The following is a 22,299-nucleotide window of genomic DNA, read 5'->3' on the forward strand; positions in this document are numbered from 1 at the left end:
CGCCTACTGGCGGGCGCGTTCGAGGGCGTCCCAGAAGCCGCGGCGCAGCGCGTGGCGGACCTCGTCGTGCAGCAGGAAGTCGATCGGCAGCGAGGAGCCCTGCAGCAGCCGGGCCTCCAGGTCTGACGGCATCCGGGGCTTGCGGGCGAGCACGGCCTCCAGCCAGAGGGCCGGGGCGTCGCGGGCGACCGACTCGCCGAAGTCGTGGCCCTCACGGTGGGCGGCCTTGACGGCGTCGGCCAGCGTGGTGGCCCCGGCGGTGGCGGCGGAGGGCGGCGGGACCGGCGCCGCCTGCGGGCCGGTGAAGGCGCCGAGCTGGGACTGCTGGTAGGAGCCGCCGGACGGCGGCGAGGCGAACTGCCCGGTGGTCGGCGACTGCGCCTGGGGCTGTGGCTGCTGCGGGAGGGGGCCGGTCGCCGGGGACAGAGGGGGCTGCGACGGCGGGATGTCCATCTGGTAGCTGGTGTAGGTGGGCAGCGCGGGCGGCTGCGCCCCCTGGCCTCGGTCGGGCGACGAGCCGTTGGTCGAGGACCTGCTCTGGGTCGCCGAGCCCGATCCGGGAGGCAGGGCGTGGCTGCCGGTGCTCTGCTGGGGCGCGGGGGCCGGCGGCAGTGAGTGGGTGGCATGGCCGTTGCCGAGCGGCTGGTGGTGGTGGCCGTTGGACACCTCGGTGACACCGGTCACCAGGTTGACGTAGGGGCGCAGCTGGGCGCTGCCCAGCTCGATGAGGTCGTCGCCCTCCTGCCGCAACGTGCGCGAGACCGCCCAGCCGCCCTCGGCCGTGACGTGCACGACGGTCACCCGGATGCCGAGGTCCTGCGCGTCGCAGACGACCTGGGCGAGATCCTCGTCGCCGCTGACCACGACCGCGTCGCAGATGGCGTTGTTGCGGGCCAGGGTCATCAGGTCGCGGTGGACCTGGGCGTCGACGCCCTCGCGGCGGCCGGGCCGGATGCGGGAGAGCCGCAGTTTGAGGCCGGGGATGTCGGCCAGCGCGTCGTGCTCGGGAGTGCGACGGGCTTCGACCGTCGCTTCGTACCAGTAGCAGCGCAGCAGCGGCAGACCGGTGCGCTCGCGGGACAGGTTGGTCATCAACTGCAGCAGCCCGGGATAGTCCCAGGCGACGGCTTCGCGATGGCGGGTCCCATGCACGGCCATCGCGCCGTCAGCCAGCAGATAGCCGGCGTCCACGAACAGCGCGCAGCGATCCACTGACACCGCCCCTTTCCTGATGGGTCCGACCTCACTGGCTCTGTCACCGTCAGAGCCGGACTCGGCGGCCCTCTCTCAGAGTAATGAAAGGGGGTGATCGCGCGAGGGTTAATCCCGACGATTGACATTACGCCCGCCCATTTAGGTGGACCGTACCAGTTTGTCCCGTTTAAAGTCACTGGTCTACCCGAACGCTTATGGCGGCCACCCCCAGCAGGACCGCGTCCTTCTTCGTGGCGATCGTCAGCGCGGGAGCCCGGCCCAACCGGGCGCTGAAGGAGTCGACGTCGACACCGAACGCCATCCCCCGCGCGCCGTTGGCCGAGCCGTCGAAGACGTTGGCCGGATCGCGGTCACCGCCCGCAGGCACGAGCGGCCCCGACCCCACTGAGACGGCCTCGCCGCCGAGCCCGGCGTCACCCTCCCAGGCCACCAGCTCGATCCGGACGGGAGCCGCCGGCCGGCCCAGCCCGCTCAACGGCATCCGCACCAGCCGCTGCTCGCCGCCGGCCACCGTGGCCGGATCGAGCACGACGGTCCGGCTGTGGGGCTGGGCCGGATCCGTCGTGACGACCACCAGGCTCCACCCCGCGTAACGCGCGATCCCCGGCTGCGACGGCACGTCGGCCGCCCACCACTCCCCTTCCTTCGCGGCGCCGCCCACGAGCCCGGTGACGTCGGCGAACGCCTGGTAGACGGGCCCCGAGGGCAGCTCCCGGGCCAGCACCTCGTCGGGCCGGATCGGGACGTAGCCTCGGCGCCCCGGCGGTCTGATCTTGATCGGCCCGGCGACCGCGGCGCTCGCCGACCAGTAGAGCCCGGCCCACGCCACCCGCCCGGCCCCCGGCAGGCGCAGCGTGGCGGCGCTGGAGGCCGCGGTGGAGGCCGACCCGTCGTGGTCGACCGCCGCCATCGGCCACTGATCGTCGTCGCGCCGGTCGCCGCGCCGGGCGGCGGCCTCCGCGCAGCCGTAGAGCTCGGCGGGGCAGCTCAGCAGGGAGTTGCCGACCGCCCTGACCGTCACCTGGCCGTCGGCGGCGAACCTGGCGGGCGCCCCGGTGGACCGCACGCCCGAGGCGCTCTGCCCGCTGACGCGCAGCGAACCCGACCGTATGGACAGGGACGGCCCGGCGCCGGCCGGGGCGATGGCGGCGACCTGGACGCGCAGGAACACGGCCGTGGTCTGGCCGGCCTCGATCGGGCCCCTGACGCACCGGGCGCCCTCGGCCGCCGGGCGGCACCTCCAGCCGTCGGCCGGCCCCGCCGGTTGGAGCAGACCGGCCCCGCCGCCGCGCCTGTCCGCCGGGACCGGAGTGACGCCCGAGGGCAGGCCGACCACGGCCTCGACCGCCTGGCTCGGCCCTTCGCCGGTGTTGCTCAGGCGTACGCCCACGATGCCCGGCCGGTCGCGTACCAGCGCGCCGAGCGGCCCGACCGCCGCGCGCAGGCGGGGCCGGCCGGACCTCGCCGCCTCCGCGCCGGGGGCGGGCGGCGGCACCGGCGTGGTCTCGGCCAGCTCCGCGACCCGGGGGATGGGCGGCGGCTGGAGGGCGGCCATGGGCTGGGCGAGCCGATCCTCCGGCTGCTCGCCGGAGACCGGCAGTAACGCGACGGCCGCGACGACGGCCAGGGCCGTGCCGCCGGCCAGAGCCGCGGACCGGCCCGCGGGCGGCCACCGGGTCCGGCCGCGCGTGCGCGCGATGCCCCCGGTCATGGCCTCGACATAGCCGGTGCAGGCCGTGCCGAGCATCAGGGGCCCGATGACCGTGCGCAACCCCTGGTCGACACCGGACAGCTCCGTCATCACCGCGTGACAGTCGGGGCAGTGGCTGACGTGCTGGGCCACCACCCTGGAGTCGCGCCTGGCCAGTCCGCCCCGGACGTGGGCGCCCATCTTGCCGAGCACCGGCCGGCAGACCGGCCGCGGCGGGACGGCCAGGTGCATCTGGAGGTAGGCCTGGCGCAGCCCCTCACGGGCCCGGCAGGCGAGCGCCGCGACGCCGTTGGGCGACAGGCCGAGCAGCGGCGCGACCTCGGCCGCCTTGGCGCGCTCGACCTCGGTGTGCCAGAGGACCGCCCGCCACCGCTCCGGCAGGGACTGGTACGCCCTCGCGATCAGCGATCTTTCGAGCCCGGCGACCGCCGGATCGACGAACGGCACGCCGGGGTCGAAGCTCTCGATCTCGCCCGTCGTCACCTGACGGCTCTCTATCCGGGTGCGGTCGTAGACCGTGCGCCGCACCACCGTGAGCAGGTAGGTGCGGAAGCCCGCCGTCGGCCCGCCCCCACGGCCGACCAGGTCGAGGATCTTGGTGAACGACTCGGCCACCACGTCCTCGACCTCCGCCTCACCCCTGACGAGCCGGCGGGCGAGCGAGCGGGCCGCCATGACGTGGCGCTGGTAGAGCTCTCCGTAGGCGGCGGCGTCACCTTCCTTGACCGCATGGAGCAGATCCGCGTCGCTCCGGTCTGACTGCGCACTCATCGTTACCTCGTCATTACGTAGAGTTGTCCGGCGCAATCATTCCGCACCCACCGCACCGGCTAAACCGATGGCCGGGCTTTACCTCCGGGCGGCGCGAGTCTCACCTGATCAGGCCCCCTAGGCTGGAAGGCATGACGGATCGCGACAACCTCCTGGCCGAGATCAACAAGAAGGCCGTCGTTCACGGCAAAGTGGTGCTCTCCTCCGGGCAGGAAGCCGACTTCTACCTCGACCTGCGCCGGATCACACTCGACGGCGTGGCGGCACCCCTGGTCGGCAGGGTGATGCTGGACATCACGGCCGACCTCGACTACGACGCCGTGGGCGGTCTGACGCTGGGCGCCGACCCGGTGGCCGCCGCCATGCTGCACGCCGCCGCGGCAGGCGGGCGCGTGCTCGACGCGTTCGTGGTCCGCAAGGAGCAGAAGCAGCACGGCCTGCAGCGCCGGGTCGAGGGGCCCGACGTGCGGGGCCGCCGGGTGCTCGCGGTCGAGGACACCTCGACCACCGGCGGGTCGGTGATGACCGCCGTCGAGGCGCTGCGCGAGGCGGGCGCCGAGGTGGTGGGCGTCGCCACCATCGTCGAGCGCGGGGCGGCCCCGCGCCTGGCCGAGGAAGGGCTGACCTACCGCACCGCCTTCACGCTCACCGATCTCGGACTGTGAACGCCTCCCGCTTGCCGGGCTCTCCCGGGGCGCGCGGCTCGCCGTTGGCGGTGACGCGGACCGACGAGGCGTCGGTGAGCACCACGTCCAGCTCGGGTTCGAAGTAGCTGACCTCTTCGCCCCTCGTCATGTCGCGGTATTGCAGCACGTCGCCGCCCGGCACGCGGACCGTGACCAGCGGGCAGGTGTCGGCCGCGCACACGATGTGGACGGTCGGCACCGGCACGCTCGCCGAGGCCTTCGCGGTGGCGCGCAGCGCCTCGGGCGGCTCCTGGGGCGTGTCGAACGAGGTGATCAGCGCGCGACCGCCGAGGACCAGGAGCCCGACCACGCCGACGACCGCCAGGACGGCGAGCGCGAGGCGGGCGATGCCCATCGGATCTGACCTGTGGCGTCCCACACAGGGAGGGTACCGCGCTGGTCGGCCGGTGCTCGGCTACGGGCCGTCAGCGCCCGGACGGACCCGGTGATGCTTGCCGGTGGGCACGGGCACGGCCTTGGCCGTCCGGCGGCCCTTGATGACCTCGACGAAGATGGGGATCAGCGAGATCAGCACGATGAGGAAGACGCCCGGCAGGATGTACTTGTCGATCTGCTTGGGATCGACCCTGCTGCCGAGGAAGTGGCCGAGCAGGACCAGACTCTCGACCCACACCACGGCGCCGACGACGTTCCAGAGGAAGAACCGCTTGGGCGACATCTCCAGCACGCCCGCGACGGGGTTCATGAACGTGCGGACGATCGGCACGAACCGGGCGAGCACCACGGCCTTGGCCGGCCCGAACTTCTCGAAGAACACCTCCGCCCGGACGACGTGCTCCTTCTTGAACAGCCGCGAGTCGGGCTTGTCGAAGAGCTTGCGGCCGAACCTGGCACCGAGCCAGTGGCCGAGCTGGGCGCCGGCGATCGCGCAGAGAGGAGTGCCGATCAGCAGCACCGGCAGCGAGAGGGGCTCGATGTCCATCCCCTTAGCCACCGAGGCCGAGCTGAAGATCCCCGCGGCCACCAGCAGCGAGTCGCCCGGCAGGAAGAAACCGAGCAACAGACCCGTCTCGGCGAAGATGATGGCCAGCACACCGACGGTCGCGAACGCGCCGAGGATGGTGAGCCACCATGTCGGGTCGAGGAGATTCAAGAGCCAGTCCACGGGCTGAGCCTACCCGGATCAGGTGGGGCCGGCGGAGGGAGAGGCGGGCGGCGACCGGGGTCAAGGCGCGTCGTCATTACCGTCTGGGGTAGCGAAGTCGGGATACTGGGCTGTGCGAAGCCCGCACTCTTCAGGGAGATGAGTCATGCCGATAGCTACTCCAGAGGTCTACGCCGAGATGCTCGACAGGGCCAAGGCCGGCGGATTCGCCTATCCGGCGATCAACGTGACCTCCTCACAGACGCTCAACGCCGCGCTGCGCGGCTTCGCCGAGGCCGAAAGCGACGGCATCGTCCAGGTGTCCACCGGTGGAGCCGAGTTCCTGTCCGGCACCACGGTCAAGGACATGGTGATCGGCGCGACGGCTCTGGCCGAGTACGCCAGGGTGGTGGCCGCCAAATATCCGGTGACGATCGCCCTCCACACCGACCACTGTCCCAAGAACAAGCTCGACGGGTTCATGCGGCCGCTGATCGACATCTCGCTGGAGCGGGTGTCGAAGGGCCTCGACCCGCTCTTCCAGTCGCACATGTGGGACGGCTCCGCCGTACCTCTGGAGGAGAATCTCGAGATCGCCGCGGAGCTCGTCGAGAAGTGCGCCCGCGCCCGGATCATCATGGAGATGGAGATCGGGGTCGTCGGCGGCGAGGAGGACGGCGTCGTCGGCGAGATCAACGAGAAGCTCTACACGACGCCGGGCGACGCCCTGGCCACCGCGGAGGCGGTCGGCCTCGGCGACAAGGGCCGCTACATGCTGGCCGCCACGTTCGGCAACGTGCACGGCGTCTACAAGCCGGGCCACGTCAAGCTGCGGCCGAGCGTGCTCAAGGAGATCCAAGACGCGGTCGGCGCCAAGTACGGCAAGGACAAGCCGTTCGACCTGGTCTTCCACGGCGGTTCCGGGTCGACGCTGGAGGAGATCCGCGAGGCGATCTCCTACGGCGTGGTGAAGATGAACATCGACACCGACACCCAGTACGCCTTCACCCGGCCGATCGCCGACCACATGTTCCGCAACTACGACGGGGTGCTCAAGGTCGACGGCGACGTGGGCAACAAGAAGGCCTACGACCCCCGGGCCTACGGCAAGGCGGCCGAGACCGGGATGGCCGCCCGCATCGTGGAGGCGTGCGCCAACCTCCAGAGCACTGGGACGAAGATCTCCTAGCCACGCTCGGGGCCCGGCGGGTATGACTTGTCCTATGGATAACCTTCTCGCCGGGCCTCCCCCGACTCACCTGCCGGACCTGCCCGAGGCCAGGGAGGCGCTCGAGTCCGGGGTCAAGGCCGCCGACATCGCGGCCCGTTTCCCCGCCTATCCGGCGGCCTGGGCGACACTCGCTGAGGAGTACTTCGCGCAGGGTCACGCCGTCACCTCCTACGCTTTCGCCCGCACCGGATATCACCGCGGGCTCGACCAGCTGCGCCGCAGCGGCTGGAAGGGTCATGGGCCCGTGCCCTGGGACCACGAGCCCAACCGCGGCTTCCTGCGTTGCCTCTACTCCCTCGCCAGGGCGGCCCAGGCCATCGGCGAGAAGGACGAGGCCGAGCGGTGCATGCAGTTCCTCCGTGACAGCGACGAGGCGGCGTATGACGCGCTGACCAAGAACTAGCGCTTGGGACGAATGGGTCGACTCAGGTAGTCTCTGCACGCAAGAGCCCCTGTCGCGCTTGCGCCAGGGGTTTCGTTTTGTGCTCGGGAGACTAGAACCATGCCGGCTGTCGTTCTCGTGGGTGCCCAGTGGGGCGATGAGGGCAAGGGCAAGGCCACCGACCTGCTCGGTGGCGATGTCGATTACGTCGTCCGCTATCAGGGTGGCAACAACGCGGGCCACACCGTGGTCATCGGCGACCAGAAATACGCTCTGCACCTGCTGCCCACCGGGATCCTGTCGCCCGACGTCGTGCCGGTGATCGGCAACGGCGTGGTGATCGACCCCGCGGTGCTGCTGAAGGAGATCGAGGGGCTGGCCGCGCGCGGCATCTCCGCCGAGCGGCTGCTGATCTCCGCCAACGCGCATCTGATCATGCCCCACCACAAGGCCCTGGACAAGGTCACCGAACGCTACCTGGGCAAGGCCAAGATCGGCACGACCGGTCGTGGCATCGGCCCGGCCTACGGCGACAAGATCTACCGGATGGGCGTACGGGTCCAGGACCTGCTCGACCCCGGCATCCTGGCCAAGAAGATCGAGGTCGCGCTGACCGAGAAGAACCAGGTGCTCACCAAGGTCTACAACCGGCGCGGCATCGACACCACCGCCGTCGTCGACGAGTACCTCGGCTACGCGGAGCGCCTGCGGCCGCACATCGCCGACACCTCGCTGGTGCTCAACCGGGCGCTGGACGAAGGCAAGTTCGTGCTGCTCGAAGGCGGCCAGGGCACGCTGCTGGACATCGACCACGGCACCTACCCGTTCGTCACCTCCTCCTCGCCCACCTCGGGCGGCGCCTGCGCGGGCTCGGGCATCGCGCCGACGCGGCTCACTCGGGTGATCGGCATCCTCAAGGCCTACACCACGCGGGTGGGCTCGGGGCCGTTCCCGACGGAGCTTGAGGACGAGATGGGCGAGTGGCTGCGGCAGACGGGCGGCGAGTACGGCGTCACCACCGGCCGCAACCGCCGCTGCGGCTGGTTCGACGCCGTCATCGCCCGCTACGCGACCCGGATCAACGGGGTGACCGACTTCTTCCTCACCAAGCTGGACGTGCTGTCCGGGCTGGAGCGGATCCCGGTCTGCGTGGCGTACGAGGTCGACGGGGTGCGGCACGACGAGATCCCGATGACGCAGACCGAGTTCCACCACGCCAAGCCCGTCTACGAGGAGCTGCCCGGCTGGCAGGAGGACATCACGGAGGCCAAGACCTTCGAGGACCTGCCGCCCAACGCGCAGGCGTACGTGCGGGCGCTGGAGGAGATGAGCGGGGCTCCGATCTCCGCCGTCGGCGTCGGCCCCGCCCGCGACGCCACGCTGGTGCTGCGCCCGCTGATCTGACCCGTCCGCCTCGCCGGTGACGCCCGCCGTCAGCCTCTCAGTACGGCGGCCGTCACGGGCGTGTGGAGGGCCCAGCCGAGGCTCTCGTAGAGCGACCGGCCGGCCGGGGTGGCGACCAGGACACCGGTGCGGGCGCCGGAGGCGGCGGCCGTGGCGGCCAGAGCCGTCATGACGACGCTGCCCAGGCCGCGCCGACGGTGCTGGGGAGCGGTCTCGACCTGGTCGACGACCGCGGTGCGGCCGGTGATGACGACCTGGCCGCGTGCCGCCATCTCGCCGGCCATCGTGAGCAGGCGGGCGACCGTGACCCCGGCGCGGGTCGTCGTGGCCATCGTGTAGCCGGGCGGCGCCGCGAAGGCCGCCCGCTCCAGCGCGACGGTCATCATGAACTCCGGTTCCTCGACGGACCACGGCGCGGGCAGCCAGGGGGCGACGGCTTCCACGGGGGCGCAGAGCTTGAGCCAGGTGCCCGGGGTGGTCACCGAGGCCGTCAGGTGGCGGAGCGTGGCGGGGGCGGGGTCCGGGAGGATGTGGCGGGCCCGGTGGTCCGGCAGCCCGACGTCGACGCGGAGGCCCCAGGGCTCGGGCACCGGGGCGGGGGCCTGGCGTGAGATCACCCATCCGTCGACCCATGCCCGCACGGTCTCCGGGCGGGCTGTGGTGAGAGCCTGCCTCATGGGGATCAGTTTATTGCCAGACGATTACGTTTATCGAGGCATATATGGGTGCAAGAGGTTCACGAGCGGACAATGTGGAGCGGTGTGGGCCGCTCGATCGGCAGCTCTAGGGCGTACCCCCACAAAAAGGGCACGGCGTGGGAGTGCGGGATAGTGACGCGCGCCCGGTAGGGTCCCGGTTGTGCGCGTTGAGATACATGGTCATCGGGGGGCGAGAGGCCTGTGGCCCGAGAACACCCTGCCGGGTCTGAGCCGCACGATGGAGCTCGGCGTGGACGCGCTCGAGCTCGACGTCGCGCTCACGGCCGACCGGCGCCTCGTGCTCACGCACGACCTCACGGTCTCGGCCGTGACGAGCGCCGACACGCGGCCCGCCAAGCCGGATGATCCGCACTTCCCCTACGTCGGCAAGCCGATCAACTCCCTCACCCTGGCGCAGCTGCGCATGCTGGACGTCGGCACCCGCCTGCCGCGCCACCCCGACGACCCGTTCGCGCTGACCCAGGTCACGCTGCCGGAGACGCGGATGCCCACGCTCGGCGCGGTGCTCGGCCTGGTCAACGCCTACGAGGCGGAGAGCGTGCGGCTGCACGTCGAGCTGAAGTCCGACCCGACCAGGCCGGAGCTGACGCCCGATCCCGAGCTGTTCACCGAGTTGGTGGTCGACGAGCTCGACCGTCACGAGCGGCTCGGCAACGTGGCGCTCCTCAGCTTCGACTGGCGGATCATCGCTCACGCCGCCACGATGGCGCCCGGTACGCGACGGTTCGCGCTGATCGAGCTCGACACCCTCCACTGGCACGAGGGCCTGGGCGACGACATCCCGGCCGCCGCCCGCGAGGCCGGGGCCACCACGCTGTCGCCCGAGCACGTGATGGTGGACGACCTGCTGATGGAGCAGGCCGCCGCGGCGGGGCTGGACGTGGCCGTGTGGACCGTCAACGACACCGGGCTCGCGGCGCGGATGCTCGACCTCGGGGTGAGCGGCGTCGTGACCGACTACCCCGACCGGATGCGCGAGCTGTGGCGGGAGCGAGGGCTGGCACTGCCCCCGCGCGTCGAGCCGCTCAGGCCGGTCGGCGTCTGAAGCGGCCGGCGTCCGAAGCGATCGGCGTCCGAAGCGATCGGGCGTCGTCAGGGCCGGTGGTACTTCACGCTCCTGAGCCGGGCCCTCGCCGACCGCGAGCCGAGCCTGGACGTGCTGGGCGCCGCCGTCAGCCTGATCGAGGACCTTACCCGGGAGCGTGCCCTGCGGATGCTGCGCGAGCGGGCCCGCGCGATGCACGAGTGGCGCGCGAGCGTCACCTCGCACCTGCCCGCGGATACCGATCTGGACACCTGGGGCCGGTAGGCGAGGTCCTGTCTCTATGGCTGACCACCGCCGACACTCGCCGAGGATTCCGCCGCCGGTTTCTTTTCGAGGACAGTACCGCCAACCTTCTCAATAGCCAAATTTGGCTAGATCCGCACGAAGTGGAGATCACCGAATGCGCCTGAGGGTTCACTCCTGGTAGACCGGCAAGGTCCACCGGAGCGGTCGGTGTCTGGAGCGGTCAGAGCCAGCCGTTACGGCGGAAGCCGCGGTGCAGCAGCACGCAGGCCGTGACCATGACGGCCAGCACGGCCGGATAGCCCCAGACCTGTTTGGTCTCGGGCATGAAGTCGAAGTTCATCCCGTAGACACCGGCGATCATCGTGGGCACGGCCAGGATGGCGACCCAGGACGAGATCTTGCGCATGTCCTCGTTGGCCAGGGCGTTCGACCGGGCCAGGGCGGCCTGGAGGATCGAGCTGCACAGCTCGTTGGACGACTCGACCTGCTCGCACACGCGGGAGAGATGGTCGCCGACGTCACGGAAGTATTCGCGCATCTCGGACGGGATCACCCGGCGTTGCGGCAGCGCGGCCAGCGGGCTCTGCAGCGGGGTGATCGCCCGCTTCATCTCCAGCATCTCCCGCTTGAGCTGGTAGATCCGGTTGATGTCGCGCGAGCTGACGTCGGCGAAGACGGTGGCCTCGACCTCCTCCAGCTCCATCTGCATGAGGTCGGCCACCTGGAGGTAGCGGTCGACGACGTGGTCGGCGATGGCGTGCAGCACGCCGGCCGGACCGCGGGCCAGCAACTCGGGCTGGTCCGCCAGCCGCTCGCGCACCTCGGTCAGCGGGCAGTGCTCGCCGTGGCGCACGGTCACCACGAAGTCGGCACCCAGGAACACCATGATCTCGCCCGCCGCGATGATCTCACTGGTGGCGGTCAGCTCGTCGTGATCCAGGTAGGCGATGGTCTTGAGCACCATGAACAGGGAGTCGCCGTAGCGCTCGACCTTGGGCCGCTGGTGCGCCTTGACGGCGTCCTCGACGGCCAGCGGGTGCAGGTCGAACACCTCGGCCAGCCACTCGACCTCGGGGGCCGCCGGCTCGTGCAGCCCCACCCAGAGGAAGGCCTTGGCGCCCTCGAATCCGCTGTTGTGCTTGCGGACGAGGTCGAGCGACTCGGCGATGCCCTGGGCGGAGATTCGCCGGCCCTCGATGTAGGCGCCGTACTCGACGATGGAATCGGGCACCCGGACCTCAGGCGCCGGCCAGATCGGCTGACGCGTGGCCCGAGGCTGGACGGGGTGACGGTTGATACGACGGAAAATAGTGGACGAGCGCATGGCAGTCCCTTTCCGCCCGACCTGGCACGCTCCATGCGCGATGAAAAGTCACCTCAATCAACACGTATGCATGGAGGCACGATCAGGCTGCCGGATTGGAGTGGTCGGGGGCATATGGGGTGTACGTGAGCGAGCACGTACTGCTGGGATCACCAGGTTTCATCCCGGACCACCTCCAATCACGCAAGACGCCGCAAAGCCGCCTCAAGTTATCACAGGCGGGTGAACCTATCCGACGATACCCGTAGAGCGGCACCCGCTGCAGCTGGTAGTTCGCCAAGGAATGCCCTCCGGTGGTGCCGTGAGGCGTGCGGGCACCGATGCGGGGCGGGGTGGCGGGAGCTGCGACAATGGGCCCCGTGCGCGTTCTAGTCATCGGATCCGGTGGGCGTGAGCACGCCCTGTGCCGTTCACTCAAGCTCGACCCTCGGGTCGGCGAGCTCCACTGCGCCCCGGGCAATCCGGGCATCGAGGAGATCGCGACCCTGCACGCCGTCACGCCCACGGACCCGGGGCAGGTGACCGAGCTGGCCACGCGGCTCGGAGCCGACCTGGTCGTCGTGGGGCCGGAGGCGCCGCTGGTGGCGGGGGTGGCCGACGCGGTGCGGGCGGCCGGCATCCCGTGCTTCGGGCCGTCCGCCGAGGCGGCGATGATCGAGGGGTCCAAGGCGTTCGCCAAGGAGATCATGGCCGCCGCCGACGTGCCGACCGCGCGGGCCAGGACGTGCACGACCCCGGAGGAGGCGGCCGCCGCGCTCGACGAGTTCGGCGCCCCCTACGTGGTCAAGGACGACGGGCTGGCCGCGGGCAAGGGCGTGGTGGTCACCGACGACCGCGACGCGGCGCTGGAGCACGCGCGGGCCTGCGAGCGGGTGGTGATCGAGGAGTTCCTCGACGGCCCGGAGGTGTCGCTGTTCGCGCTGTGCGACGGGCGCACGGCCGTGGCGCTGCAGCCGGCGCAGGACTTCAAGCGCGCCTACGACGGCGGCGAGGGGCCCAACACGGGCGGAATGGGCGCCTACACCCCGCTGCCCTGGGCGCCCGAGGGGCTGACCGAGCAGGTCATGCGCGAGGTCGTGGAGCCGACGATCGGCGAGCTGGCCCGGCGCGGCCTGCCCTACCAGGGCGTGCTCTACGTGGGCCTGGCGCTGACCGCCAAGGGGCCCAAGGTGATCGAGTTCAACGCGCGCTTCGGCGACCCGGAGGCCCAGGTGCTGCTCGACCGGCTGGAGACGCCGCTCGGCGGGCTGCTGCTGGCCTGCGCGACCGGCACGCTCGACGAGCACGACCGGCCGGTCTTCCGCGACGGCTCCGCGGTGACCGTGGTGATCGCGGCCGAGGACTATCCCGGCGCCCCGGTCAAGGGCGACGTGATCAGGGGGATCGAGCCGACCGCCGACGCCTACGTGATCCACGCCGGCACCAGGCGGGTCGACGGCGAGGTGGTCTCCGACGGCGGGCGGGTGCTCGATGTCGTGGGGACCGGGCCCGACCAGGAGAGCGCCCGGCGCCACGCCTACGAGCTGGTGGCACGGGTCGAGCTGCGCGGCTCCTTCCACAGGACGGACATCGCCCGATGAAGCACCTGCACTCCGGCAAGGTACGCGACCTCTACGAGACCGACGACGGCCTGCTGCTGATGGTCGCCTCCGACCGGATCTCGGCCTTCGACCACGCGCTGGAGCCCGGCATCCCCGACAAGGGGGCCATCCTTACGCAGCTGTCGCTGTGGTGGTTCGACCAGCTGGCGGACGTGGTGCCCAACCACATCGCGGCGCCGGGGCCCGACGCGCGCAGCATGGTGTGCAAACCGCTCAAGATGGTGCCGATCGAGTGCGTGGCGCGCGGCTATCTGGCGGGGTCGGGGCTGGCCGACTACCGGCGCGACCGTACGGTCTCCGGTGTCCGGCTGCCCGACGGGCTCGAAGACGGGTCACGGCTGCCCGAGCCGATCTTCACCCCGTCGACCAAGGCACCGGTGGGGCAGCACGACGAGCCGATCCCCTACGAACGGGTGATCGAGGAGGTCGGCGCGGAGACGGCCGAGGCTCTCCGGCGCGTCACGCTCGCCGTCTACACTCGCGGCGCCGAGATCGCCCGGGAGCGGGGCATCATCCTGGCCGACACCAAGATCGAGCTGGGCTGGGACTCCGAGGGAGTGCTGACCCTGGGTGACGAGGTCCTTACGCCCGACTCCTCACGATTTTGGCCGGCGGACGCCTGGGAGCCGGGACATCCGCAACCCTCCTTCGATAAGCAATATGTCCGGGATTGGTTGACTTCTCCAGCATCCGGGTGGGACAAATCCTCCGAAACACCCCCGCCCCGCCTGCCCGACAAGGTAGTCGAACAGACCAGGCGCCGTTATCTGGAGGCCTACGAACGCCTCACTGGAGCATCCTTTAACGGATGATTCGGCTGGGGCAGTTGGTATGACCGACTACTCTTGGGCCGGTCGAGCCAGACCGCGAACCCCGAGGAGCCCCAGGAATGGTCCGTTACCGCGTGCGCGGTGGCAACGCACTACGTGGAACCGCCTTCATCCAGGGCGCCAAGAACGCCGTGCTGCCGATGATCGGGGCCGCTCTGCTCGCCGCGAAGGGCCGCACCGTCCTGCGCAACGTCCCCATCATCGAGGACGTCCGCCGCGCGGTCGAGCTCGCCGAGACGGTGGGCGCCTACGTCGAGCTGCACGAGGCCGAGCGCACGCTGGTCATCGACGCCTCGCGCCTGCACAGCCCGGTGCTGCCCGCCGAGATCGCCCGGCGCTTCCGCGGCTCGGTGCTCTTCACCCCCGCGCTGCTCCACCGGCTGGGCGAGGCGATCGTCGAAGGCGTCGGCGGCTGCAACCTGGGCAGCCGCAACCTCGACTTCCACTACCTGGGCTACAAGCGGCTGGGCGCGGTCGTCGACGAGGGCGAGACCGTCATCCACGTCAAGGCCTCCGGCCTGACCGGGGCGACCCTCTACCTCGACACCCCGTCCCACACCGGCACCGAGAACCTGATCATGGCCGCGGCGCTGGCCAACGGCGTCACCGTGATCGAGAACGCCGCGCTCGAGCCCGAGGTGCTCGACGTCATCGACATGCTCACCAAGATGGGCGCGCGCATCAGCGGCGGCGGCACCGGGTTCATCACCGTCGAGGGCGTCGACGAGCTGCACGCCGTCGAGCACACCGTGATGCCCGACCGGCTCGACGCGGGCGTCTTCGCGATGGCCGCGGCGATCACCGGCGGCGAGCTCAGCCTCGTCGGCACCGGCCTCGACCTCGGCGTCGTCCGCTACAAGCTGGAGCAGATGGGCGTCGACTTCGCCCGGCAGGGCGCGGTGCTGCACGTACGCCGCGACCGCACGCTCCGGCCGATCAACATCATCACCGACACCTATCCCGGCTTCGCCACCGACCTGCAGTCGCCCATGATGACGGTCGCGGCGCTGGCCGACGGCCCCAGCTACATCCACGAGCGCATCTTCGACGGCCGCTTCGCCCTGGCCGGCGAGCTGAACAAGATGGGCGCCCAGGTGGAGGTCGACGGCAGCCGAGCGATCGTGCGCGGCGCCACCCCGCTGACCGGCACCCAGGTGACCGCTCACGATCTTCGTTCGGGCATCGCTCTGGTGCTCGCCGGACTCGCCGCGGAGGGCGAGACCGTCATCGAGTCGGGATACCTGATCGACCGCGGGCACGCGCATCTCGCCGACCGAATGCGGGCACTCGGAGCGGACATTACACGAGAGATTTCAAGACGCTGACAATCGTCAGGTAAACCCATCTGAACTGCTGAAATGACTTCTCGGATGGCCAACCAGAACGGCTTTCCGGAAAAGTCGGGCGTGACATTACGGCCCTCGCGAGCGATCGTTCCAAAAGAGAGCACTGCAACTTACGGCAGGATGGGACGAACATTGGTCGAGAGGGCCGAAGAAACAACCCGAGTGTCACGCCCGGGCGCTATGACACCGGACCTCACCATCGGCGTGGTCGGACCCCACGATTTGGTCGAGCGCGTCATGTTGATGGGGCACGCCGCCGCGCCCTTGCCCTGTCGCCTTGTGGCGGCCGCGTACCGCGACGAGCAGGAAGCGCCCGACAAGGTGACCCGGCTCGGTCCCGGCGTCGACGCGTGCCTGTTCGCCAGCCCGGTCCCCTACGACCTGGCCCGGCGTTCCGGCGTGTTGACGATGCCGGCGACCTACGTCCAGCTCGGCGGGGCCGCACTGGTCGCCGCGCTGGCCAAGGCTGCGCTGGATCCGCGCATCGACCCCAAGCGGGTCAGCGTCGACGTGGTGTCACGTGCCGACGTCGAGGAGGCGTACACAGATCTCGGCATCCCGGCCGCGGACGTGCACAGCCGCGACGAGCCGGGAGCCACCGGCACGATCGCGGCCTACCACGAGCGGCTGGCCCGCCAGGGCGCCACCACCGGCGCGCTGACGTGCCTGCCGGCGGTCGCCGAGCGGCTTCAGGCGGCCGGGGTGGCGGTGATCAGGATCAGGCCGACCTCGGGGGCGGTGCGCACCGCGCTGCACACCGCGGCGCTGCTGGGCGCGCACCACCGGCTGGAGGAGTCACAGCTCACCGTCGTGCTGGTGGAGGTCCCGACGCTCCGCGAGCCCGTACGACGCGCCGCGCCGCGCTACTGGCGCGACGAGCTGCGGCTGTCGCTGCACCGGCTGCTGGTCCAGGAGGCCAACCGGATCAACGCGACCGTGTGGCCGATCGACGATCACAGCTATCTGGTCACCGCGACCAGGGGCTCGATCGCGACCGCCACCGACGGGTTCCGGGTGCTGCCGTTCGCGTCCAGAATCCGCGACGAGCTGGGGCTGGCCGTCGAGGTGGGCGTGGGGATGGGGCGCACGACGCACGACGCCGAGTCGCACGCGCGGGCCGCGCTGGCCCGCACCCAGGCGGGCAAGCAGGCCCAGGGTTTCGCCGTGGACCGCGAGGGCCGGACCCTCGTACCCGCTCCCCGAATGCCGCCCACCGGCTCCGGCGCGCTCAAGCCCAAGGGCGTCGAGGTGCTGGCCAGGCTGGCGGCCAAACTCGAAGGAGGTGACACGGTGGTCGACGCGGAGGGCGCGGGGAAGATGCTCGGGGTGACGCCGCGTACGGCTCGGCGGTTGCTGCGCACGCTGGTTGACGAGGGACTCGCGTGGCCGCTTCCGCCGAACCGCACGCCCCAACCCGGTCGGCCACGGCAGCTCTACCGCCTCATCGTGGAGAAGCTGGGCCCGCGTTGATCCCCCGTACAGGTCCGCCGTCCCCCTTCCCTTTCTTGGGCGGCGGGCCGTAGCTCTCCGTTACGGACGTTGGGAGCGCTACCAAGTGTCCGAAATGTGAACTCGGTGGAAGATTGGCGTGAACTTTCGCGACCAGTTCTGCCGAGTTCTTGGTTGGCCCTTGTGGAAGGGGGTATGTTCTCCCTCGCCCCCGATCGACGGGATTCGGACGGGGGCACCAATTCTTCTCCCTGCGTCAACAGGCGCAGGCGATGTCGGTAATCGGCGCCGTCAGGGCGTCCTTCGGGTGGTGGATGATCCCCGAAGGACAGGCGGGCGGCGAAGTGGGCGAGGGCGGCGGCGTTGCCGGCGGCTGGGATGTCGGTAACTGCGGACATGTGACTCCCTTCACGAGATGACTGGAAAAATCGTGACATCCGGCTGGTGAGGCGGACAGTGGGGCGAATGCCGCTCATCGCTAAGATTCCGCCAACTTCGCAGTGTCGGCCCTTATCCGGAATCTGTCGGACCCGACCACTATTGTCATTAGCCATGGGACCGAACACTGCTGACCGCCGGACCTCCCTCATGGTCTGGGGCGCCCTCGCCATCGTGTACGTGGTGTGGGGATCCACCTATCTGGGCATCGGAATCGCGATCGAGTCGATCCCGCCCATGCTCAGCGCGGCCATCCGGTTCATCGTCGCGGCCACCCTGCTGTCCGGGTTCCTGCTGGTGCGGTCGGGGCCGGCGGCCTTCAGAATGTCGCGCCGCCAGTTCCTCGGCGCGGCCCTCGTGGGCGTGCTGCTGCTGACCACCGGAAACGGGATGCTGACCGTGGCCGAGCAGTACATCTCCACGGGCCTGGCGGCGCTGCTGGTGGCCTCGGTGCCGCTGTGGCTGGTCGTGTTCAGGTTCGCCGTGCGCGACCGTCCCAAGACGCTCACGCTCGCGGGCGTGCTGGTCGGGATCGGCGGGGTCGGCGCGCTGTCGCTGACCGGCGCCGAGGACGGCAGCGGGGTCGGGATCGTCGTGGTGCTGCTCGCGTCGGTGTCGTGGGCCGTGGGCTCGTTCGTGTCGGGCAGGATCGCGATGCCCGCCAACGCGCTCGCCACCAGCGCGGTCGAGATGATCGTCGGCGGCGCCGGGCTGCTGGTGCTCGGCACCGGCTTCGGCGAGCGGCTCGACGTCTCGGCCGTCACCACCAGGTCGTGGCTGGCCCTGGCCTACCTGATCGTGGCGGGGTCGCTGATCGGGTTCACCGCGTTCTCGTGGCTGCTGGGCAACGCGCCCATCTCGCTGGTCTCCACCTACGCGTACGTCAACCCGGCCGTCGCCGTCGCGCTCGGCGCGCTGGTCCTGAGCGAGCCGATCACCGTCCAGGTGATCGTCGGCGGCCTCGTCATCCTGGTCGGCGTCGCCCTGGTGATCTCGACCGAGCGCAAGGGAACGACGCGTGCGCCCGACGCCGCTGCGGGCGATGGAGGGACACCACCGCCCGCGCGCCAGCGTGCCGAGCCCGTGATCGAACAGCGCGGCGTGTAGACAGGCGTCGTCAGCCGCGGAAGGCGGCCGCCGCGGCGAGGAACGTGTCGTTGGCCTCCGGGTCGCCGATCGAGACGCGGGCGCCCTCCCCCGCGAACGGCCGCACCGCAACGCCCTCGACCGCGCAGGCCGCGGCGAAGTCGAGGGTGCGCTCGCCCAGCCTGAGCCAGACGAAGTTGGCCTCGGTGGGCGGGACGGTCCAGCCCTGCGCGATCAGCGCCTCACGCACCCGGGTGCGCTCCTTGACCACGAGGTCGACCCGCTCCAGCAACTCGTCCTCGGCCCGCAGCGAGGCGACGGCCGCGACCTGGGCGAGGTGGTTGACCGCGAACGGAATGATCGTCTTGCGCACCGCCGCGGCCACCGGCTCGTGCCCGATCAGGTAGCCGACCCGCAGCCCCGCCAGCCCGTACGCCTTGGAGAACGTGCGCAGCACGCAGACGTTGGGCCGGTCGCGGTAGAGGGTGAGGCCGTCGGGCACGTCCGCGTCGCGTACGTACTCGCGATAGGCCTCGTCGAGCACCACCAGCACGTCGCCGGGCACCCGGTCGAGGAAGGCCGTCAGCTCCGCTCCGCGGATCGCGGTGCCGGTCGGGTTGTTGGGGTTGCACACGAACACCATGCGCGTCCGGTCGGTGATCGCCTCGGCCATGGCGTCGAGGTCGTGGTCCTCGCCGGCCAGCGGCACCCGCACGGACCGCACCCCGGCCAGGTCGGCCAGCAGCGGGTAGGCCTCGAACGACCGCCAGGCGTAGACCACCTCGACGTCCGGCTCGCCCACGGTCTCGAACAGCTGCTGAGCCACGGTCACCGAGCCCGCGCCGAGCGCGACGTGCTCGTACGGCACCCCGAACCGCGCGGCGATGGCCTCGGTCAGCCCGGTCGCGCCGGGGTCGGGGTAGCGATGGATCTGCCGCGCCCCCTCGGCGATCGCCTCCAGCACCGACGGCAGCGGGTCATAGGGCGACTCGTTGGAGGAGAGCTTGTACGAGCGACCGTCAGGGGCGGCGACGGCCTTGCCCGGCTGGTAGGCCGGCATCGTGTCGAGGATCGGACGAAAACGAGGCATGTCCTCACCTTATGAAAAGCCGGGCCCAGCGGCATCCTCACCCCGGCCGCATCGACGCCGTTCACGGAAGGCGAGCGTGCCCCACGGGACGAGCATCTGGATGTGGCGGGGGTCGTGGCGGTGCGGAACTCAGACCTTGAGGGAGCGGAGCATCGGGGGGTGGAGGAGGTCGGCGGGGCCGCGGCGGTAGAGCTTGGCGGGGCGGCCGCCGTCGCGGGTGGTGGTGGCGCCGGTCTCCACCAGGAAGCCCTCGGCCTTGGTGACCTTGCGGTGGAAGTTGCGCGGGTCGAGAGAGCGGCCCCAGACGATCTCGTACACCCTGCGCAGGTCGGCCACCGTGAACTCCGGAGGGCAGAAGGCGGCGCCCAGCGGGGTGTATTCGAGCTTGGCCCGGGCCCGCTCGATGCCGTCGAGCATGATGCGGCGGTGGTCGAAGGCCATCACGGCCAGCTCGTCGAGCGGGCGCCAGCTCATGTGGGCCTGCTCGGAGGCGGGCAGGTCGGGCGCGAGCCCGAGGTAGGCGACGCTCACGACCCGCTGGCGGGGGTCGCGGTCGGGGTAGCCGTAGGTCTGGAGCTGCTCCAGGTGCACCGGGGCGCCCGGCAGGCCGGCCCGCTCGCCCAGGAGGCGGTGGGCGGCGGCAGGGAGGTCCTCGTCGAGCTGGACGAATCCGCCCGGCAGCGACCAGCGCCGCAGGAACGGCGGGTTGTCGCGCCGCCAGACGAGGGCGCAGAGCGCCTGTCCGCGCACGGTCAGCACGACCAGGTCGACGCTGACCGGCACGCACGGAACCATGGCACGCACGTTACACTCAGCGGCCGCTCACGCGCCGACGCGGACGTGCAGCCGCTCCGTGGTCTCCTGCCCCGAGGGCAGCCGGACGCCGATCCTGAGCCAGTCGCCGGGCTTCGCCTGCCCCCAGTCGAACGGCACCCAGGCGGTCCGCATGCCCTCTGGCAGCTCCTCCAGCGGGTCTTCGTCCAGCCAGCCGGCGGTGGCCACGTCGAGATCGACGGAGCCGCCCGGCCACTCGACGGTGACCGTGCCGTCGGTGAGGTTGTAGCCGCGCACCTCGATGCCGTCCTGGACGTCGCGCGCGTGCCGGATCGCGTCCACCGCGATCGGCCGGCCCCAGTCCTTCATGACCTCGGTCTCCAGGGACGGCGAGCCGCACGTCATGAAGTCGCTCCACATGTACGAGACGATCTTCTGGACGTATCGGCCGGCCATGGTGACGGCCTGGTCGAGGCGCTTCTTGTCGGTCTTGCCGCGCGTGCCGCTGGCGGCGCACGGCTGGTCGCCCGACGGCTCGAACGCCTCGACGTTGGCCCACAGCTGCACCTCGTGGCCGGCTTCCAGCATCTCCTCGCGGACCAGCGACATCTCGCGGTAGTAGTCGCGCGTCGAGCCGTGGTAGGCGGTGCCGTACGTGCTCTCCCCCACGACCGGGCGGAGCCGCTCGTCCACCTCCTCGCCGCGCTCGTCCGGCCAGAACAGGCCCACCTTGCCGGTGCCGCGGCTGTCCTGCGGCGCGATGATGCCGACCCCGGTCTGGGCCAGCGCCTTGAAGCCCTCGGCCACCTGCTTGGGCGTCTGGCCGAAGGGGACCCGCTTGCGCGCGTCGAGGTAGGGGCTGATCAGGATGGGCTTGTCGGGCAGCTCCTGCTCCACGATCGTGTGCTGGTCGGCGTAGACCCTCAGCGTGGGGTTGGAGACCAGCGTGCTCGACATCTGCACCTCGAACGGCTGGTAGACGCCGCCGAGCGAGGCGCGGTCGGCGAAGCGCACGCCGTAGTCCTGCAGGATGCGGCGGGTCAGCGTGGTCAGCGTGCCGAGGTGCTTGGGGTTGGCCCGGATCGGCACCTCCGGGTCGCGCGGCGCGAGCGGCAGCGCGGGGAAGACCCTCAGCCCGAACCGGTCGCCCAGGTCGAGCAGCTCGGTCAGGCTGTCATTGGCCGCGCCCGCGATGAGGATCAGGTCGTACGGCTTGGCCTTGCCGAAGTCGCAGGTGGCGTCGTCGGAGCCGTCCATGGGCGCCAGCACCCGGTAGTAGACGCGCTTGCCCGCCGGAATCGAGCGTTCCATCTGGGCGCAGCGGAACAGGTCGGGGCCGAACGCCTCGTCGGTGCGGTAGACGTACGTGCGGGCGATCCGGTTGCCCGGGTTGGCCGCCTTGAGGTCGCGCTCGGCCGCGTCGTGGCAGCTGAGCCCGTCCTCCTCGCACGGCTCGTAGAGCGAGTCGACCTTGCCGTCCTTGGCCCGGACGCGGCCCTGGGAGTCGAGCTCCCGGTACTGCAGGCCGTACCCGATCCTGATCACCGTGTCGCCGCCGAGGCTGTGGATCTCCTGCATCTGCTTGCGCCAGGTGCAGGGGTTGGACTTGGGGGTGACCCAGTAGCCGGTGACGGCGTAGGGGGCCTTCTCGCCGGTGTCGAACGTGCCGCACGGGTCGGTGAACTCACTCACCTGGGGTGTGGGGTCGTCGCGGGTCGGTGTGGCGCTGACCTGCCGGCTCACGGGCTTGGACGGGGGGTCATCGGGAAGGACGACGATCACGGCCGCTACGGCGGCCAGGATCACTGCGCCCAGGAACACAAAGAGCCAGCGCACGTTGAAGAAC

General features: G+C 70.8%; 20 protein-coding genes. 11 read left to right on the forward strand and 9 right to left on the reverse strand.

Features of this window, described 5'->3' with window-relative positions:
* Window positions 1–3: 3 nt before the first annotated feature.
* Window positions 4–1,218: an NYN domain-containing protein gene (locus tag AB0I38_RS23710; protein WP_436838771.1), complete on the reverse strand. Its 1,215-nt coding sequence runs from the start codon at window positions 1,216–1,218 to the stop codon at window positions 4–6.
* Window positions 1,219–1,387: 169 nt separating this feature from the next.
* Window positions 1,388–3,697 carry a sigma-70 family RNA polymerase sigma factor gene (locus AB0I38_RS23715; protein WP_358471521.1) on the reverse strand — a complete coding sequence of 770 codons (2,310 nt, stop codon included), beginning with the start codon at window positions 3,695–3,697 and terminating at the stop codon, window positions 1,388–1,390.
* A gap of 131 nt (window positions 3,698–3,828) precedes the next feature.
* Here AB0I38_RS23715 and pyrE point away from each other — a divergent pair, with 131 nt between their 5' ends.
* Complete coding sequence (gene pyrE / locus AB0I38_RS23720; protein WP_358471523.1) at window positions 3,829–4,362, forward strand: orotate phosphoribosyltransferase; 534 nt, start codon at window positions 3,829–3,831, stop codon at window positions 4,360–4,362.
* On the opposite strand, the gene AB0I38_RS23725 is transcribed toward pyrE, so the two are convergent.
* Window positions 4,343–4,762 carry a hypothetical protein gene (locus AB0I38_RS23725; RefSeq protein ID WP_358471524.1) on the reverse strand — a complete coding sequence of 140 codons (420 nt, stop codon included), beginning with the start codon at window positions 4,760–4,762 and terminating at the stop codon, window positions 4,343–4,345. The two genes, pyrE and AB0I38_RS23725, sit on opposite strands and share 20 nt — an antisense overlap.
* A gap of 36 nt (window positions 4,763–4,798) precedes the next feature.
* Window positions 4,799–5,509, reverse strand: a complete 711-nt coding sequence (locus tag AB0I38_RS23730) for a DedA family protein (protein WP_358471526.1) — start codon at window positions 5,507–5,509, stop codon at window positions 4,799–4,801.
* A gap of 145 nt (window positions 5,510–5,654) precedes the next feature.
* On the opposite strand from AB0I38_RS23730, the gene fbaA reads away from it, so the two are divergent.
* The 3 genes from fbaA to AB0I38_RS23745 all read left to right on the forward strand — a co-directional run bounded on the left by fbaA (window position 5,655) and on the right by AB0I38_RS23745 (window position 8,505).
* Window positions 5,655–6,677: a class II fructose-bisphosphate aldolase gene (gene fbaA / locus AB0I38_RS23735; RefSeq protein WP_358471528.1), complete on the forward strand. Its 1,023-nt coding sequence runs from the start codon at window positions 5,655–5,657 to the stop codon at window positions 6,675–6,677.
* A 34-nt stretch (window positions 6,678–6,711) separates the two neighbouring features.
* On the forward strand, window positions 6,712–7,122 hold the full coding sequence (locus AB0I38_RS23740) for a DUF3151 domain-containing protein (RefSeq protein ID WP_225262863.1): 411 nt from the start codon (window positions 6,712–6,714) through the stop codon (window positions 7,120–7,122).
* 99 nt (window positions 7,123–7,221) lie between these two features.
* A complete protein-coding gene (locus tag AB0I38_RS23745; RefSeq protein ID WP_358471530.1) occupies window positions 7,222–8,505 on the forward strand; it encodes an adenylosuccinate synthase in 1,284 nt (427 codons plus the stop codon).
* A gap of 29 nt (window positions 8,506–8,534) precedes the next feature.
* Here the strand turns inward: AB0I38_RS23745 and AB0I38_RS23750 are convergent, their stop codons facing one another.
* Window positions 8,535–9,182, reverse strand: coding sequence for a GNAT family N-acetyltransferase (locus AB0I38_RS23750; protein WP_358471532.1), 648 nt, complete (start codon window positions 9,180–9,182; stop codon window positions 8,535–8,537).
* A 181-nt stretch (window positions 9,183–9,363) separates the two neighbouring features.
* On the opposite strand from AB0I38_RS23750, the gene AB0I38_RS23755 reads away from it, so the two are divergent.
* Both AB0I38_RS23755 and AB0I38_RS23760 read left to right on the forward strand, forming a co-directional pair.
* Window positions 9,364–10,269: a glycerophosphodiester phosphodiesterase family protein gene (locus AB0I38_RS23755; RefSeq protein WP_358471534.1), complete on the forward strand. Its 906-nt coding sequence runs from the start codon at window positions 9,364–9,366 to the stop codon at window positions 10,267–10,269.
* 111 nt (window positions 10,270–10,380) lie between these two features.
* Window positions 10,381–10,533 carry a hypothetical protein gene (locus tag AB0I38_RS23760; protein ID WP_358471536.1) on the forward strand — a complete coding sequence of 51 codons (153 nt, stop codon included), beginning with the start codon at window positions 10,381–10,383 and terminating at the stop codon, window positions 10,531–10,533.
* A 202-nt stretch (window positions 10,534–10,735) separates the two neighbouring features.
* Here AB0I38_RS23760 and corA read toward each other — a convergent pair whose 3' ends face one another.
* Window positions 10,736–11,746 carry a magnesium/cobalt transporter CorA gene (gene corA / locus AB0I38_RS23765; RefSeq protein WP_358471537.1) on the reverse strand — a complete coding sequence of 337 codons (1,011 nt, stop codon included), beginning with the start codon at window positions 11,744–11,746 and terminating at the stop codon, window positions 10,736–10,738.
* Window positions 11,747–12,198: 452 nt separating this feature from the next.
* Here corA and purD point away from each other — a divergent pair, with 452 nt between their 5' ends.
* The 5 genes from purD (at window position 12,199) to AB0I38_RS23790 (ending at window position 18,610) form a co-directional block, all read left to right on the forward strand.
* Complete coding sequence (gene purD / locus AB0I38_RS23770; RefSeq protein WP_358471538.1) at window positions 12,199–13,419, forward strand: phosphoribosylamine--glycine ligase; 1,221 nt, start codon at window positions 12,199–12,201, stop codon at window positions 13,417–13,419.
* Entirely contained in the window at window positions 13,416–14,252 is an 837-nt protein-coding gene (locus AB0I38_RS23775; protein WP_358471540.1) for a phosphoribosylaminoimidazolesuccinocarboxamide synthase, read from the forward strand. Before purD ends, AB0I38_RS23775 begins: the two co-directional genes overlap by 4 nt.
* A gap of 77 nt (window positions 14,253–14,329) precedes the next feature.
* Window positions 14,330–15,595 (forward strand): UDP-N-acetylglucosamine 1-carboxyvinyltransferase, encoded by a 1,266-nt coding sequence (gene murA / locus AB0I38_RS23780; protein WP_358471542.1) that lies wholly within the window; start codon window positions 14,330–14,332, stop codon window positions 15,593–15,595.
* A gap of 201 nt (window positions 15,596–15,796) precedes the next feature.
* On the forward strand, window positions 15,797–17,086 hold the full coding sequence (locus AB0I38_RS23785) for a transcriptional regulator (protein ID WP_358471544.1): 1,290 nt from the start codon (window positions 15,797–15,799) through the stop codon (window positions 17,084–17,086).
* 531 nt (window positions 17,087–17,617) lie between these two features.
* The gene (locus AB0I38_RS23790) at window positions 17,618–18,610 is read left to right on the forward strand and encodes an EamA family transporter (RefSeq protein ID WP_358471545.1); all 993 of its coding nucleotides are present in this window, start codon (window positions 17,618–17,620) and stop codon (window positions 18,608–18,610) included.
* Window positions 18,611–18,620: 10 nt separating this feature from the next.
* Here the strand turns inward: AB0I38_RS23790 and hisC are convergent, their stop codons facing one another.
* From hisC to AB0I38_RS23805, 3 genes are all read right to left on the reverse strand, one after another.
* Window positions 18,621–19,679, reverse strand: coding sequence for a histidinol-phosphate transaminase (gene hisC, locus AB0I38_RS23795; RefSeq protein WP_358471547.1), 1,059 nt, complete (start codon window positions 19,677–19,679; stop codon window positions 18,621–18,623).
* 129 nt (window positions 19,680–19,808) lie between these two features.
* The gene (locus AB0I38_RS23800) at window positions 19,809–20,474 is read right to left on the reverse strand and encodes an NUDIX hydrolase (protein ID WP_358471549.1); all 666 of its coding nucleotides are present in this window, start codon (window positions 20,472–20,474) and stop codon (window positions 19,809–19,811) included.
* 27 nt (window positions 20,475–20,501) lie between these two features.
* Window positions 20,502–22,289, reverse strand: coding sequence for a DUF4434 domain-containing protein (locus tag AB0I38_RS23805; RefSeq protein WP_358471550.1), 1,788 nt, complete (start codon window positions 22,287–22,289; stop codon window positions 20,502–20,504).
* Window positions 22,290–22,299 lie beyond the last annotated feature (10 nt).

It is taken from the genome of Nonomuraea cavernae (genome assembly GCF_040655715.1).
Classification (GTDB): domain Bacteria; phylum Actinomycetota; class Actinomycetes; order Streptosporangiales; family Streptosporangiaceae; genus Nonomuraea; species Nonomuraea cavernae_A.

Coding starts and splice junctions, on each gene's coding strand:
- AB0I38_RS23740 (WP_225262863.1), top strand. CDS start 6,712: ATGGATAACCTTCTCGCCGGGCCTCCCCCGACTCACCTGCCGGACCTG.
- AB0I38_RS23715 (WP_358471521.1), bottom strand. CDS start 3,697: ATGAGTGCGCAGTCAGACCGGAGCGACGCGGATCTGCTCCATGCGGTC.
- AB0I38_RS23800 (WP_358471549.1), bottom strand. CDS start 20,474: ATGGTTCCGTGCGTGCCGGTCAGCGTCGACCTGGTCGTGCTGACCGTG.
- AB0I38_RS23775 (WP_358471540.1), top strand. CDS start 13,416: ATGAAGCACCTGCACTCCGGCAAGGTACGCGACCTCTACGAGACCGAC.
- AB0I38_RS23790 (WP_358471545.1), top strand. CDS start 17,618: ATGGGACCGAACACTGCTGACCGCCGGACCTCCCTCATGGTCTGGGGC.
- murA (WP_358471542.1), top strand. CDS start 14,330: ATGGTCCGTTACCGCGTGCGCGGTGGCAACGCACTACGTGGAACCGCC.
- fbaA (WP_358471528.1), top strand. CDS start 5,655: ATGCCGATAGCTACTCCAGAGGTCTACGCCGAGATGCTCGACAGGGCC.
- AB0I38_RS23745 (WP_358471530.1), top strand. CDS start 7,222: ATGCCGGCTGTCGTTCTCGTGGGTGCCCAGTGGGGCGATGAGGGCAAG.
- AB0I38_RS23785 (WP_358471544.1), top strand. CDS start 15,797: ATGACACCGGACCTCACCATCGGCGTGGTCGGACCCCACGATTTGGTC.
- pyrE (WP_358471523.1), top strand. CDS start 3,829: ATGACGGATCGCGACAACCTCCTGGCCGAGATCAACAAGAAGGCCGTC.
- hisC (WP_358471547.1), bottom strand. CDS start 19,679: ATGCCTCGTTTTCGTCCGATCCTCGACACGATGCCGGCCTACCAGCCG.
- AB0I38_RS23750 (WP_358471532.1), bottom strand. CDS start 9,182: ATGAGGCAGGCTCTCACCACAGCCCGCCCGGAGACCGTGCGGGCATGG.